Raw genomic sequence first — 12,766 nt, forward strand, 5'->3', positions numbered from 1 at the left:
GGCGTCACCTGCACCGGCGCCACCGCCACGGACGGCCGCCGGGTCCGTTTCCTGCACAACTGGACCTGGCAGGAGACGACGGTGACCATCCCGGTCGCAGTGCGCGATGTGCTCGACGACATCGGGCACGAGCCCGGCGCACAGGTACGGCTCGGCCCCTGGGACGTGCGCGTCCTGCTGGAAACATGATCGTGAGGGTACGCACCGCGTGAGGTCCTTGCGACGGGACGACCCCGCTGTCCGGGCTCCTCGACCGGGCGACGGACGCTCTCAGCGAACTGAGCGGGGTCGGGTATGACCTGGAAACACCCTCGTAAACCGATCGGTTTTGTTTCGCCGGAACCGCGTCATCCTCGCGGTTTGACCATCGAGGCGAAGCCGAGTTCGGACGGGCTGATCAAAGCCACGCAGGAGGCCATGCGTGGCGCCGCGCCCATGAACCCCGCCTGACCGGCGCCGACTGGGCCTCCAACCGCCTGCGCGGCGGGTGCCGGAAGGCTCCCTCGCGTGGAATTCCCCCAGGCCTACAGCAAGCTCCAGAGGCGCCCGTCGGAGCAGTTGGTGAACTGTGGTCATCATTTCTGGCTGGTATCACAGCTCTTGACCCTACGAGCGCCAAAGGACTTGTACACTTCGTTCTGGAAGCACATAGTTACACAAAGTGATAATCCACACATCTGGTGCAAATCGCATTTGCGATTCCTCGTGGCGTCCGGACCCCGCGCCACTTCAGGTGTCGAAGTTGGCGGCCGGGCATACCCCAGAAGGCTCCCACAGTCGGCAGATGTTCCAGTGTGGGAACACAACAGGGGAGCCGAGCGCATGGAGCCACTGCACCTGACGACGAACCGTCAGGGGGCGAAAGTTATCGTGCACGTCTCCGGGGAGCTGGACATCGCCACCACATCGGTGCTGCGTGACCACCTGCTCGACATCCTGAGGGAGACCTCCAACGGACACCGGAAGATCGACGAGGTCGTCATGGAGCTGAGCGGGCTGTCGTTCATCGACGCGGCCGGCTTGGGCGCTCTGGTGAGCATTCAGGACCACGCGCGGCGCAACGCCATACCGTTGCTGCTGTCCGGGGTCCCACCGCAGATCGACCGGCTACTCCTGATCACCGGGCTCAACCGCCAGTTCCCCACAGACCCGCCGCCGTACAAACCCCTATAGGACTAACGGCGCCCCAGGGAGCGCGCCGATCACCTCCTCGCGCACCCGCATGGGCAGCGCGCTCACCGCGGCGAACCCATGGTCGCGGGCCTGCTGGGCGAAGCGCGGCCACCTCCGGCGCGCCTCGGCGCCGTCCGTGTCCGGGCAGTGCACGACCTCGCCGCCGCCGACGCAGTCGAGGCAGGGCCCCTGCGCGTACCGCAGCTGGAACAGCTCCAGTGACCGGGCCCGCTCGCCGGAGGCGGCCATCAGCCGCAGCTCCCCAGGCTGATCGGTCACCAGCAGCCCGGCGGCGTCCACACCCAGCAGCTCCACGCAACGTTCGGCGAGCAGACCCATGAAGTCGGCCGCGTCGGAACCGGTGACCAGCATGTCGGCCAGAGCGACGAACGCCTCCGCGACCCCCCGCCCCGATACCGTTGGCGCCGCCGCCACGGCGCTCACATGAGCCAGCTCGGTGTCCACCGCCGTAGGAGACTCGGATCCCACAGCCGCAGGAGACGCGAAGACCGGCCAAATCACCGGGAATCACCCACCTGACGGATCAGGTCATACAGTCCCGGACCGCGGCATGAGCGGCCTCGCGCAGCCGGGCGTGCACCACGGCGTTCGCCTCCCGGTCCGTACGCACCTCCACCAGGCGCGGCCCCTCTCCCCGCAGCGCCTTGGGCAGGTCGGACAGATCCTCCACCAGCTGGTACGGGGTGCCCGTCGAAGCGGCCACGTAACCGAGATCGACACCGTGCGGCGTACCGAAGACCCGCTCGAACGGATCCCTCACCGCAGCCTGCGGCAACAACGAGAAGATGCCGCCACCGTCGTTGTTCACCACCACGAGGCACAGGTCCGGCCGCGGCTCCCGGGGACCCAGGATGAGGCCGTTCTGGTCGTGCAGGAACGACAGATCGCCCATGAGCGCGTACGACGGCCCGTTGTGCGCCAGCGCCGCCCCCATCGCCGACGACACCAGCCCGTCGATACCCGACGCGCCCCGGTTGGCCAGCAGCCGCAGCCCCCGCCGGGGGCGCATCGCCTGGTCCAGGTCGCGGATCGGCATCGAGGAGCCGCAGAACAGCAGCGCCCCGTTCGGCATCGCGTCGACCAGGTCGCGGGCCAGCCGGGGCTCGCTGGTGCCCGAGGCGTCGAGCACCTCGTCGATGGCCGATCTGGCCGCCTGATCGGCCTGCCGCCAGGCGTGCAGCCACGTGTCGTCACCCGAGGCGACCGGGATCTCCACCGCCTGCGCCACCTGCGTCGCCGACCGGGTCGGATCGGGCCAGCGATCGAGGTCGGTGGCGACCACGATGTGCTCCCCGGCGCGCCGCAGCCACGACAGCAGCGGCCGCGACAGCCCGGGACGGCCGAGCGTGACCACCACGTCGGGGCGGTGCGCGTCGGCGAACTCGGGCGTGCCGAGCAGATAGTGGTAGGTGGACACGGCGTGGTCGCCGTAGCGTCCGCCGCCGTTCGGCTCCGACACCACCGGCCAGCCCGCCATGCCGGCCGCGGCGACGTAGCGGCGGACGTTCGCGGCGCCGTCGCCGACCACGAGCACGCCGCGCCTGGTCGGCGGGATGTGCAGGGCGATGGGCGGCGGCGCGACGCGGGCGCGCACCCAGGGGCCGTTGGCGTCGCCGTCGAGCGACTCACACCACGAGGTGTCGCCGTCGGGGATCAGCGGCTCCCTGAAGGCCAGGTTCAGGTGCACCGGCCCCGGAGCGGCGGGCCCGGCGGCGCGCTGGTAGGCCCGGCAGGCCAGCGACCGCCAGTAGGCCACCTGCCCCGGCCGGTCCTCGGGCACGCCGACCTCGGCGAACCAGCGCACCGCCGAGCCGTACAGCTTGATCTGGTCGATCGTCTGATTCGCGCCGGTGCCACGCAGCTCGGGCGGGCGATCAGCGGTGAGCACCAGCAGCGGAACGCCCGACTCGCTCGCCTCGACGACGGCCGGATGGAAGTTGGCGGCGGCCGTGCCGGACGAGCAGATCAGCGCGACCGGCCGCTCGGCACGCCTGGCCAGCCCGAGCGCCAGGAAGGAGGCCGACCGCTCGTCGATGCGCACATGCAGCCGCACCCGCGACTCGGCGTGCAACGCCAGCGCCAGCGGGGCCGAGCGCGAGCCGGGCGCGATCACGACGTCGGTGAGGCCGCAGCGCACCAGCTCGTCGACCAGGACCGTGGCCAGCGCGGTAGCGGGGTTCACAGTGACGCCTCCTGCATCCGGCGAAGCCACGACGGAGATTCAATCTCAAATGCCGACAAAAGCTGAAAATTCACCGCAGGACGTCGCACGGCCAGCCGCCCGTCCACGGGCACCAGCGAATCGTCCACCACATCACCCGTGAGCAGCGGCATCGTGCCCAGCCCGCACGCGTACGGCAGCTCCGGCAGCGCCGCGGCCAGCGCGAGCCCCGCCGCCAGCCCCACCGAGGTCTCCACCGCGCTCGACACCACCGCCGGCAGCCCGCACGCCTCCACCACCCGCAACGCGTTACGCACCCCGCCGAGCGGCTGCGCCTTCACCACCGCGATGTCGGCCGCCTCCGCGGCCCTGACCCGCAGCGGGTCCTCGGCGCGCCGGATCGACTCATCGGCCGCGATCGGCACGTCGACCGCCCGCCGCACCGCCGCCAGCTCCTCGAGCGTGGCACACGGCTGCTCGGCGTATTCCAGGTCGAAGCGGTCGAGCTCCTTCAGGTGGCGTACGGCCTCGCCGGCCTCCCAGGCGCCGTTGGCGTCGACGCGCAGCCTGCCCGCCGGGCCGAGCGCGTCACGCACCGCCTCCACCCGGGCCAGGTCCTCGGCGAACGTCTGACCCCGCTCGGCCACCTTGACCTTCGCCGTGGCGCAGCCCGACCCGCGTACGAGCTCGAAGGCCTGCTCGGCGGCCACGGCGGGCACGGTCGCGTTGACCGCCACACTGTCGCGCACCGGCTCCGGCCAGCCCTCGAAGGCGGCTTCGCGGGCGCACGCCAGCCAGCGGGCGCACTCGCGCGGACCGTACTCGGGGAACGGCGAGAACTCGCCCCAACCGGCCGGACCGTGCAGCAGAACGCCTTCTCTGACGGTCTGACCACGGAAACGGGTGCGCATCGCGACCCGGAAGACGACGGGAGCCCGGAATTGCACGGGAGAACGCGTCACGACCCTCCCTGCACCGCTGACCGACCTGTCGCCATTAACCTTACGAGCATGTTGAGGAAGCCGTCGCATCCGGACCGGCCGTTGCACGCCGTGGTCGGACCTCCAGGACCCGAGCTCTTCGCGGCGATCCGTGCCGCCCTGTCCGGCGACGGCCCGGCGATCCTCCCCCTGCCCGCCGGAAGCGCCGCCGGCGCGCTCCGTCCGACGCACGTCAACGGCGTCCGCCAGGACGACGGCGAGGGCGTGCCCGACGACGTGGCGGTGGTCATCGCCACCAGCGGCAGCACGGGAGCGCCCAAGGGCGTGATGCTGTCGGCCAGCGCGTTGCGCACCTCGGCGGCCTCCTCACTGCGCCGCCTGGAGGCGGTCAAGGGCGAGCGCTGGCTGTGCTGCCTGCCGCCCTCCCACGTGTCGGGCCTGCAGGTGCTGGTCCGCGCCCTGCTCTGCGAGAGCGAGCCGATCATCCACCCGCGCTTCGACCCCCACGAGGTGCTCACCTCGGGCGCCGACCACGTGTCGATGGTGCCGACCCAGCTCCACCGGCTGGTCGAGCTGAACGCCGACCTGTCGGTGTTCCGCTCCATCGTGCTCGGCGGCGCCGCCCCGCGGGCCGGCCTGGTCGCCGAGGCTCGGGCGCTCGGTGCTCGGGTGTTCACGACGTACGGGATGAGCGAGACGAGCGGCGGTTGCGTGTACGACGGCCAGCCCCTTTACAATGTAGATCTCAAAATCGGCGACGACGGGCGCATCCGCGTCGCCGGGCCGGTGCTCTTCTCCGGCTACCGCTTCGGCGAGCCCGCCCCCTTCGACGGCGACTGGTACGTCACCTCCGACCTGGGCGAGCTGACCGGAGGCAGGCTGCGCGTGCTGGGCAGGGCCGACGACGTCATCAACACCGGCGGCGAGAAGGTGGTGGCCGCCTCGGTGGCCGAGGTGCTCGGCGGCCACCCCGAGGTGGCCGACGTGGCCGTGATCGGCCGGCCGGACCCCGAATGGGGCGAGATCGTGGTGGCCGTCGTGGTGCCCGCCGACCCCGCGGGCCCGCCCACGCTGGACCAGCTCCGCGCCTACTCCGCCGACCGGCTCCCCGCCTACGCCGCGCCGCGCCAACTGCGACTGATGTCCCGTTTGCCGCTGCTAGCGAATGGTAAAACGGATCTCGTTAGCCTTAGGACAGGAACCTGATGAGTTGCGGGTGCGTCTTATGGAGGAGAGCAAGGAGGGAGCCTTCATGAACCAGACCCGCAAGATGTGGGCATCCGCGGCGGTCGTCGGTGTGATCCTCGTCGGCGGAGTCTCAGTCGCGGCGGCCGCCTCGGCGGGCAGGCTCGAGAGGGTCGGCAGGGAGACCAGAGCAGTGGTGGAGAAGGAACCGTCCGCCCAGCCGCCGTCCGTCCAGAACGATCAGCTTTCGGAGCTGACCGTCTCGCCCGCGCCGAGTGATGGCAGCGTCGTGTCCAAGGAGCTCAACCCTGACCCGCAGAAGGTCATCGAGTATTGGACGGACAAGCGCATGGAGGACGCCCAGCCCATGCCGATGCCCGAGGTGAAGCCAGGCGAGTTCACCACCGGGGAGTGACGCTCCTCGCGTGTGGGGTGGGTCACCTTTAGGGCGGTCCGCCCCCTTTTTTGTCCCTCCGGGAACAAATAACGCTGAACGGCGTTATTGATACTGGTGCGCCGAGCGGCCGCAGCCGCCCCACCACAATCTTGGTCTGATCGAATTCGACTCCGTATGGAGGAGGTGTCCTCATGCCCCGAACCGCCGTGGCGACCCCACCCACGACCCTCGACCAGCTGATTGACCGAGGGCGAGCTCAGGGTCACCTCTCCTTGGCGGAGCTGCGTGACGCGTTCGCCGAAGCCGGCATCAGCCCCTCGGACGGCCGGTCGATCCTGCGCGAGCTCACCGAGGCGGGTGTCAGTCTCGCCGCCGAGGACGAGCCGTCCCTCGGGCGGGCGCCCTCGCGCAAGGCCACCCGCAAAACCACGACGAAGACCACGACCAAGCGAGCGAACTCTACCCGCTCGAAGGCCGCGGAGCCAAAGACGGAATCCGCCGCACAGGATGAGGACGCCCCCGACGAGCTCGCGCTGGGCCCGGACGCCACGGCCCCGGACGACGCCGAGCTGGAGTCCGAAACGATCGACCTCGACGACAACCAGTCGGTCATGGGCGACTCGGTCCACACCTACCTCAAGTCGATCGGCCGCCGTACGCTGCTCACCGCCGCACAGGAGGTCGAGCTGGCCAGGCGGATCGAGGCCGGCCTGTACGCCGAGTACAAGCTGGAGACCGACCCGGACCTGTCCCCCGCCGCCCGTGACGACCTCGAACTGGTCATCGAGGACGGCAGGGCGGCCAAGGACCACATGCTGGAGGCCAACCTCCGGCTGGTCGTCTCGGTCGCCAAGAAGTACACCGACCGCGGCATGTCCCTGCTCGACGTGGTCCAGGAGGGCAACCTGGGCCTGATCAGGGCCGTGGAGAAGTTCGACTACACCAAGGGCTTCAAGTTCTCCACGTACGCCATGTGGTGGATCAGGCAGGCCATACAGCGCGGCTTCGCCGACTCGGCCCGGACGATCCGCCTGCCCGTACACGTGCTGGAGATGCTCTCCAAGCTGTCGCGCATCGAGCGCGACATGCACCAGAGGCTGGGCCGCGAGCCCACGCCCGAGGAGCTGGGGATCGAGCTCGACAAGACCCCTGACCAGATCGAAGAGCTGCTGCGCACCAGCCGCCAGCCCATCTCGCTCAACGCGACGATCGGCGAGGACGGCGAGACCACGATCGGCGACCTCATCGAGGACGTCGACTCCCCCGAGGCGTCGGAGATCGTCGACCGCCAGCTGCTGGGCGACCAGCTGCGCGGCGTGCTCGGCAACCTCACGCCGCGCGAGGCGAAGATCATGGCCCTGCGCTTCGGCCTGGTCGACGGCAAACCGCACACACTCGACGAGATCGGCAAGCACCTGGGCCTGACCCGGGAGCGCATCCGCCAGCTCGAGAAGGAATCGCTTTCGAAGCTGCGCCACCCGAGCAATACCCGCCCCTTGCTCGACTGGGCCAGCTGATCCGCGACGAAGCCCCGGCACTCCTCGTGCCGGGGCTTCGTCATGTCTCCAGCGGACCGCCTTCGCCCTCTCCCCCGACTCCTGAGGGACCCCAGCCACGACGGACCGTCACAGAGATCGAGACGGTCGCGTGACGAACCACCCGGGAAAGAGTCGGAAGGCTAACGGACGGCGGGCACCGGGCGTGGCACGCGCGGGATCCCCCACAGCCGGTTGTCCTCGCGCAACGTACGCAGCCGATCGACCTCGGCGGTCCACGTGGCCCCCGCGGGCGTCGCCTTGGCCTTGCGGCGGGCGATGCGGTCGTCATAGGCCTTGACCCCGAACGTGGCCCGCTGCCCGCTCTCGGCCGCCCGCAGCGCCTCGCTGAGCGCCTTGTCGAACGCCACTCCGGCGGCCAGCAACTCGAGCTCGTCCGCGGCGGCGGCTCGCAGGTCGCGCAGCGTCCCCTCAGCCAGCCTGGCCTTGTCGAGCAGCTCGGGGTAGCTCTTGGAGATCTCCACGTCCGCGTGGTAGCGGACCTCAGCCTCGCGGCTCACCCGCGGCCGGAAAAACGCCATCGACTCTGCCCCTCATCCCAATCGGCTCCTATCAGGCGACCAGGGTACGCCCGACCGCGACACGCTCCATAATCGGACCCGCGCCGCGCCCTTTACATAGTAAGATGATCTCCATGCCCGCCAAGAGACCGCCGGTTCCCCTCTCCCGCGAGCGCATCATCGATGCCGCCCTCCACATCGCCGACTCCCAAGGGCTCAGGCGCCTGACGATGCGCAGGCTCGGCGACGCCCTGCAGGTGGAGGCCATGGCCATCTACCATCATCTGCCCCGTGGCAAGGAAGCGCTGATGGACGCGCTGGCCGAGCATGTCACCGCCGTCCACGTGGAGCAGGGTCCCACCTGGCAGGACACGGCCAGGGCGTGGTGCCGGGCCGGTCGCGAGCTGCTGCGCGAGCACCCCGGCGTCCTGGCGCTCGCGCTGACCAAACCGCCCAAGGGCGGCACCGCGCTGGCCATCAGGGAGCAGACGGAGCAACTCGCCGACGCGGGCCTGAACGACGCGCCGGAGGCCGTACGAGCACTGCGGGCCTTCGTGTTCGGCAGCGTGGCGGTCGAGGTCCAGCAGTCAGGCTGGGCCGACCCCGAGGTCGACGAGTGGACCAGGCGCGACGAACGCGCCGACGTCGACTTCGAGCGTGGTCTCGACGCCTTGCTGAAGGGCTTGCAAAGCTAGTGGGCGTGTCGAGCTTGGACCGTTATCCTGTATAAGGCACGCTGTGTCGAAGGTCACACTTTCGCATCCTCCTGTAACAGTCCTAACGGACTATGTCCGAACGTGTGACATACGCCGCACACTGAAAGAAAGACAACACCCACGCTGTTCCCGCCCCTTTCCTACCCGCGGGAGCCATTCACGAGATATCGGAGGCACGCCGATGTGCCCGCACGACCCGGCCTGTCCGGCAGCCGAGGCGCCCGACCGCGAGGCCGCACGTACCCTCGCCTGCCACCCCGAGCAGGGGTGGAGCCTTCTCTGCAACGGCGTCGTCCTTTTCGAGGACACCGGGGAGCTCCTGCCTGGCGGCACCGCCATCGCTCCGCACCGCCCGGATCCGCTCGTCGGCGCCGCCTGAGCCGCTACCCGCTCACCGGCACCCCATAGCCGACGATCCACTCGGCGACCACCTCGCCCACCCGGGCGGGGTCCTTTTTCAGGTCGTGCCCCTCGCCCGGCAGCACAACCAGGCGTGCCGCGTCGGCAGCGTCGGGCACGCCGAACGGATCCCGGTCCCCATTGACCACCAGCACGTCCACGCCCGCCTCGCGCAGCTCGCCGGCCCTCGACTTCTCGGGCCTGCCCGGCGGGTGCAGCGGGAACGCCAGCGCCACCACCGCCACCGCGCCGACCACCTCGGCCGTACGGCAGGCCACCCTGGCCCCGTTGCTCCGGCCGCCCTGCACCAGCGGCAGCCCCGGCCAGCGCGCCCGCAGCTCTCCCAGGACGACCTCCCACGCCTCGTCCTGCCGTACGGCCGAGCCTGGCGCCCGCGCCCCGGCGAGCCGGAACGGCTGCGTCACCCTGGCCACCACGGCCCCCACGTTCAGCGCCGCGTCGCGCACCGCCAGCAGATCGGGCGCGTCCACTCCCCCGGCCGACCCGTGCGTCAGCACCAGCAGCAGCCGGGGCCGCTCCACCTCGTCGAAGTCGACCTGCGCCGGGCCGCGCGGGGTCATGATCCGCATGTCAGAACCGTACCTGGGGATGAGTTCACCATGGCCCTCAGGGTTGATGACGGCGCGCCGCGCAGCCGCGATGATGAGCCTCATGCCAGACATGCGCCCCATCCGCGAGGACCTGCAGGCGACGCTCGACGCCCGCCGCGACCTCGGCCCCGAATACGAAGCCGCCCTGGTCGAGTCGTTCGTGGAGCGGCTCGACGCCACGATCGCCGCCCGGGTGCGCGCCGAGCTCCAGGCCCACGGCAGCGGTCCCGTCCCGGCCAGGTCCAAGAGCCCGGGGGCGGCCATGATCCCGATCGCGCTGGGGTCGATGGGCATCGGCATCCCACTGACGGCCATCGCGGCGTCCCGTGGAGGCGGGCTCGGCTTGGCCATCGCCTGGTTCGCCATCGTCCTGATCAACGTCGCGGCAGCGGCCGCCATCATGCGCCGCGGCTGACCGTTCCCGGAAACCGTCCAGTCCCTGACCGCCTGACGCGGACGAGACCCGTTCGGATCCGGCCTCGCGAACCGGGAGTAATGCCTATCGCGGATAGTGAGTGATTATCTGCGACCGCGTGGGTGCCGTCCTAGGAGAACAGCTCGTTGCGGCGGCGATGACCCTCACTGTTTACCTGCGATAGAGCTCGCGGTAGCCGCAAGCCCCGAACGGCCGTCCCGCACAGCGGGCTAGCGAGGTTCTGGAGGCGCAGGGGGGCTGGGCTGTTCGGTTTCGCGTACATGCTGGAGGCGCTGGTGAAGGTCGTGGGCGTGGCGAAGGTGGACGTGTGCTGTCGTGTGGTCGCCGGCGGATTGGGCCAGGTGGGCGAGTTCGGTGTGTGCGTTGGCTTGTCCTTGGACGTGGCTGATCTGGCTGGTGAGGGTGAGGGCGGTGGTGGCGTGCTCGTGAGCGGTGGCCAGAGAGCCCAGCCCGCGATGGACGACGGCCAGGTTGTAGTGGGTGTCGGCCTGGTTCATGAGATCTCCCAGCTTCTCGAACAGGGAGAGGGCTTGGTCCAGGTGGGCTCGCGCGTCGTGGTAGCGACTCAGGTGCTCGTCCAGCATACCGAGTTGCCGGTGGCAGATGCCGAGGCCACGGCGTTGCCCGGCCTGCTCGAACAGTTCCATCGACCGGGTGAGGTGTTCGCGTGCAGTGGTGTAGCTGCCTTCCAGGCGGTCAAGGATGCCGAGGCTGGAATGGGCGAATGCCCGTTCGGTGAGGCCCCCTTCTGAGTCGGCGGCTTTGAAGCAGAAGGTGGCGTGCGCCCGGGCCTGGGCGAAGTTGCCGAGCCACTTGTGGACATTGCAGAGCTCGTGGTGGATCACCCTTTGGCCAGCTCGGTTGCCGACTTGGGTGTATAGCTCAAGCGATGTCTGAAAGCGTGCGAGCGCGGTGAGGTAGTTGCTTGTACGCATGTCGACCAGGCCGAGGTTTTGATGCATGGCTGCCTGGCCGAGCAGGTCGCCGGCGAGCTGGGCCAGGCTCAGCGCCTGGCTGTTCAGTTCGATGATCTCGGTGTAGAAGCCGCGCATCCGCTGGTAGGACTCCAGGTTGTGGACCAGGCGCCATGCTTGGGGGGAGCGTGCGGATAGGCACCGGCGGGCCACGGCGAGAAGATCTGCGTAATGCCGGTCGAGCCATCGCAGTGCGGCGACATCGGATTCGTGCCGGGGAGGTGGCACGCGGCGATCGTCTCCGTCGGCACTCATACAGGTGACGGAGGCGCTGGAATCGATCGGGAGAACCGCGGCGTCGATGGTGCCGTTCGTGTACCGGAAGAGTCGTTCGTCGGCGGCGGCAAGTTGTCTGGCGCTGTCGTGCTGATCGGATTCGATCAAGGCGGCTGTGCGGACAGCGTCGTGCATGCGATAGCCGCCGCTGGCGCGGTTGTCCGGGATGAGCAGACCGCGCTGGTAGAGGGTGGCCAGCATGGTGATGGCCTCGTTGGCCGACTGGTTGGCAAGGACGGCAGCAATGGGCGCGATGATCAGCGAGCCGGGGTAGTGGGCGACGCGGCGGAGCGCGAGGCGTGCGGGTTTGGCCAGAGTGGCAAGAGAACGGGCGAATGCGGCAGAGGTCTCGTCGCTGATCGTTCCTGCGGAAGCGGTGGGGATGTCATGGGCAGGGTTGGCCACCTTCAAGTCGCTCATTTGTCGGATCGCGAGTGGAAGCCGGAAGGTGGCGGCGATCGCGGTGACCGCCTGGGGGTCGTTCAGCCCAGCACGGCGCAGGATGGCTCCAGCCAACTGGGCGGCCTGGCTGCGGGTGAACGGTTGCAGGGTGATGCCGTGATCGGGGTCGAGGCCGATCAGCACGTGGCGGGTAGTGATCAGGACCGCCGATTCTTCGGCTGCGGGTAGCAGCGGGCGGATCTGTTCGGCGGTGTCGGCGTCGTCCAAGACGATCAGTATTTTCTTGCCTGCGGTGGCGGTCCGCCAGGTGCGGCTGAGCGCTGTCACGCTTGTGGCGTTTGGGTCGGGCGGTACGTTGAGGGCGTTGAGCAGGGTGCGCAGCGCTGCGGTGCTGGTCAACTGGGACTCGGTCGCGGCGTAGGTGCGCAGGCCCAGCCAGAACAACCCGTCGGGGTAGCGTGCGGCCAGTGCACGGGCGGCGCAGATGGCCAGCTCGGTCTTTCCGGTCCCGGGCATGCCAGTAATGACCATGATGAGAGGACCTGGCCGGTTTCCCTCAGGGCCGGGGGTTGTCAAACGGCGCAGGTCTTTGGTGCGACCGATGAAGACCCGGGTGCCCGATGGAGGCTGCAGCACCGAACCGGCCTGCGGATCTTCTGTCTGGAGCGTCGCCGGGTATGGCGGGTCGCCGTGCGGCAGGGCGATCAGCGTACTGGCGCTCACCAGGCTGGTCGTCAGGACCAGCCCTCCGAACAGCCACCAGTTCCACGTCATGGTGAGCAGATTGGTGAGTCCTCCGGCCGCCACGCCGGCCATCGGACCCAACGCGACGATGACCAGACGCCCTCGCCGCTGAGCCCGTAATCCACCTGCCATCGGATCACCTCATGTCGCTGTCGACCGGGTCGACGATCTAGAGGTCGCACGGAGTTCACGTAGGTCGGGGATGTGGTTATAGAGCGTGCCCGGACTGACGCCGAGCAATCTGGCGATCGAGGTGATCGAGTTCTCCGGATTC

Annotated in this window: 14 protein-coding genes; 8 read left to right on the forward strand and 6 right to left on the reverse strand. The window is 69.4% G+C overall.

Annotated features, from left to right (window positions below):
- Positions 1–81 precede the first annotated feature (81 nt).
- Positions 82–189 (forward strand): hypothetical protein, encoded by a 108-nt coding sequence (locus ACGFJ2_RS48025; RefSeq protein ID WP_393480486.1) that lies wholly within the window; start codon positions 82–84, stop codon positions 187–189.
- A gap of 633 nt (positions 190–822) precedes the next feature.
- Positions 823–1,173 (forward strand): STAS domain-containing protein, encoded by a 351-nt coding sequence (locus ACGFJ2_RS48030; protein ID WP_357952970.1) that lies wholly within the window; start codon positions 823–825, stop codon positions 1,171–1,173.
- On the opposite strand, the gene ACGFJ2_RS48035 is transcribed toward ACGFJ2_RS48030, so the two are convergent.
- From ACGFJ2_RS48035 to ACGFJ2_RS48045, 3 genes are all read right to left on the reverse strand, one after another.
- Positions 1,168–1,638 carry a GAF domain-containing protein gene (locus ACGFJ2_RS48035; protein ID WP_393480084.1) on the reverse strand — a complete coding sequence of 157 codons (471 nt, stop codon included), beginning with the start codon at positions 1,636–1,638 and terminating at the stop codon, positions 1,168–1,170. The genes ACGFJ2_RS48030 and ACGFJ2_RS48035 overlap by 6 nt on opposite strands.
- A gap of 79 nt (positions 1,639–1,717) precedes the next feature.
- Positions 1,718–3,376 (reverse strand): 2-succinyl-5-enolpyruvyl-6-hydroxy-3-cyclohexene-1-carboxylic-acid synthase, encoded by a 1,659-nt coding sequence (gene menD, locus ACGFJ2_RS48040; RefSeq protein ID WP_358194566.1) that lies wholly within the window; start codon positions 3,374–3,376, stop codon positions 1,718–1,720.
- Positions 3,373–4,266, reverse strand: a complete 894-nt coding sequence (locus tag ACGFJ2_RS48045; RefSeq protein ID WP_393480488.1) for an o-succinylbenzoate synthase — start codon at positions 4,264–4,266, stop codon at positions 3,373–3,375. Before ACGFJ2_RS48045 ends, menD begins: the two co-directional genes overlap by 4 nt.
- Before the next feature lie 99 nt (positions 4,267–4,365).
- Between ACGFJ2_RS48045 and ACGFJ2_RS48050 the strand changes: the two genes are divergently transcribed.
- From ACGFJ2_RS48050 to ACGFJ2_RS48060, 3 genes are all read left to right on the forward strand, one after another.
- Entirely contained in the window at positions 4,366–5,502 is a 1,137-nt protein-coding gene (locus tag ACGFJ2_RS48050; RefSeq protein ID WP_358194579.1) for an AMP-binding protein, read from the forward strand.
- A 46-nt stretch (positions 5,503–5,548) separates the two neighbouring features.
- Positions 5,549–5,896, forward strand: coding sequence for a hypothetical protein (locus ACGFJ2_RS48055; RefSeq protein ID WP_357952980.1), 348 nt, complete (start codon positions 5,549–5,551; stop codon positions 5,894–5,896).
- Positions 5,897–6,069: 173 nt separating this feature from the next.
- Positions 6,070–7,395 carry a sigma-70 family RNA polymerase sigma factor gene (locus ACGFJ2_RS48060; protein WP_357952981.1) on the forward strand — a complete coding sequence of 442 codons (1,326 nt, stop codon included), beginning with the start codon at positions 6,070–6,072 and terminating at the stop codon, positions 7,393–7,395.
- 161 nt (positions 7,396–7,556) lie between these two features.
- Here ACGFJ2_RS48060 and ACGFJ2_RS48065 read toward each other — a convergent pair whose 3' ends face one another.
- Positions 7,557–7,955 (reverse strand): hypothetical protein, encoded by a 399-nt coding sequence (locus ACGFJ2_RS48065; protein WP_357952983.1) that lies wholly within the window; start codon positions 7,953–7,955, stop codon positions 7,557–7,559.
- Positions 7,956–8,068: 113 nt separating this feature from the next.
- On the opposite strand from ACGFJ2_RS48065, the gene ACGFJ2_RS48070 reads away from it, so the two are divergent.
- Together ACGFJ2_RS48070 and ACGFJ2_RS48075 are read left to right on the forward strand one after the other, a co-directional pair.
- The gene (locus ACGFJ2_RS48070) at positions 8,069–8,629 is read left to right on the forward strand and encodes a TetR family transcriptional regulator (RefSeq protein WP_357645222.1); all 561 of its coding nucleotides are present in this window, start codon (positions 8,069–8,071) and stop codon (positions 8,627–8,629) included.
- Between the two features lie 202 nt (positions 8,630–8,831).
- Entirely contained in the window at positions 8,832–9,029 is a 198-nt protein-coding gene (locus ACGFJ2_RS48075) for a DUF5999 family protein (RefSeq protein WP_214634349.1), read from the forward strand.
- 4 nt (positions 9,030–9,033) lie between these two features.
- Here the strand turns inward: ACGFJ2_RS48075 and ACGFJ2_RS48080 are convergent, their stop codons facing one another.
- Positions 9,034–9,639 carry an alpha/beta family hydrolase gene (locus ACGFJ2_RS48080; RefSeq protein ID WP_393480091.1) on the reverse strand — a complete coding sequence of 202 codons (606 nt, stop codon included), beginning with the start codon at positions 9,637–9,639 and terminating at the stop codon, positions 9,034–9,036.
- An 82-nt stretch (positions 9,640–9,721) separates the two neighbouring features.
- Between ACGFJ2_RS48080 and ACGFJ2_RS48085 the strand changes: the two genes are divergently transcribed.
- Complete coding sequence (locus ACGFJ2_RS48085; RefSeq protein ID WP_358194610.1) at positions 9,722–10,075, forward strand: hypothetical protein; 354 nt, start codon at positions 9,722–9,724, stop codon at positions 10,073–10,075.
- 230 nt (positions 10,076–10,305) lie between these two features.
- Here ACGFJ2_RS48085 and ACGFJ2_RS48090 read toward each other — a convergent pair whose 3' ends face one another.
- Positions 10,306–12,564, reverse strand: a complete 2,259-nt coding sequence (locus ACGFJ2_RS48090) for a tetratricopeptide repeat protein (RefSeq protein ID WP_393480094.1) — start codon at positions 12,562–12,564, stop codon at positions 10,306–10,308.
- Positions 12,565–12,766: the final 202 nt, after the last annotated feature.

Origin of the sequence: Nonomuraea sp. NPDC049028 (assembly GCF_043197735.1) — a bacterium.
Lineage (GTDB): Bacteria > Actinomycetota > Actinomycetes > Streptosporangiales > Streptosporangiaceae > Nonomuraea.

What these genes read in the sequence shown, in the direction of transcription:
- ACGFJ2_RS48030 (WP_357952970.1), top strand. Translation starts at nt 823, where the DNA reads ATGGAGCCACTGCACCTGACGACGAACCGTCAGGGGGCGAAAGTTATC.
- ACGFJ2_RS48045 (WP_393480488.1), bottom strand. Translation starts at nt 4,266, where the DNA reads ATGCGCACCCGTTTCCGTGGTCAGACCGTCAGAGAAGGCGTTCTGCTG.
- ACGFJ2_RS48050 (WP_358194579.1), top strand. Translation starts at nt 4,366, where the DNA reads ATGTTGAGGAAGCCGTCGCATCCGGACCGGCCGTTGCACGCCGTGGTC.
- ACGFJ2_RS48055 (WP_357952980.1), top strand. Translation starts at nt 5,549, where the DNA reads ATGAACCAGACCCGCAAGATGTGGGCATCCGCGGCGGTCGTCGGTGTG.
- ACGFJ2_RS48060 (WP_357952981.1), top strand. Translation starts at nt 6,070, where the DNA reads ATGCCCCGAACCGCCGTGGCGACCCCACCCACGACCCTCGACCAGCTG.
- ACGFJ2_RS48065 (WP_357952983.1), bottom strand. Translation starts at nt 7,955, where the DNA reads ATGGCGTTTTTCCGGCCGCGGGTGAGCCGCGAGGCTGAGGTCCGCTAC.
- ACGFJ2_RS48070 (WP_357645222.1), top strand. Translation starts at nt 8,069, where the DNA reads ATGCCCGCCAAGAGACCGCCGGTTCCCCTCTCCCGCGAGCGCATCATC.
- ACGFJ2_RS48075 (WP_214634349.1), top strand. Translation starts at nt 8,832, where the DNA reads ATGTGCCCGCACGACCCGGCCTGTCCGGCAGCCGAGGCGCCCGACCGC.
- ACGFJ2_RS48080 (WP_393480091.1), bottom strand. Translation starts at nt 9,639, where the DNA reads ATGCGGATCATGACCCCGCGCGGCCCGGCGCAGGTCGACTTCGACGAG.
- ACGFJ2_RS48085 (WP_358194610.1), top strand. Translation starts at nt 9,722, where the DNA reads ATGCCAGACATGCGCCCCATCCGCGAGGACCTGCAGGCGACGCTCGAC.
- ACGFJ2_RS48090 (WP_393480094.1), bottom strand. Translation starts at nt 12,564, where the DNA reads ATGGCCGGCGTGGCGGCCGGAGGACTCACCAATCTGCTCACCATGACG.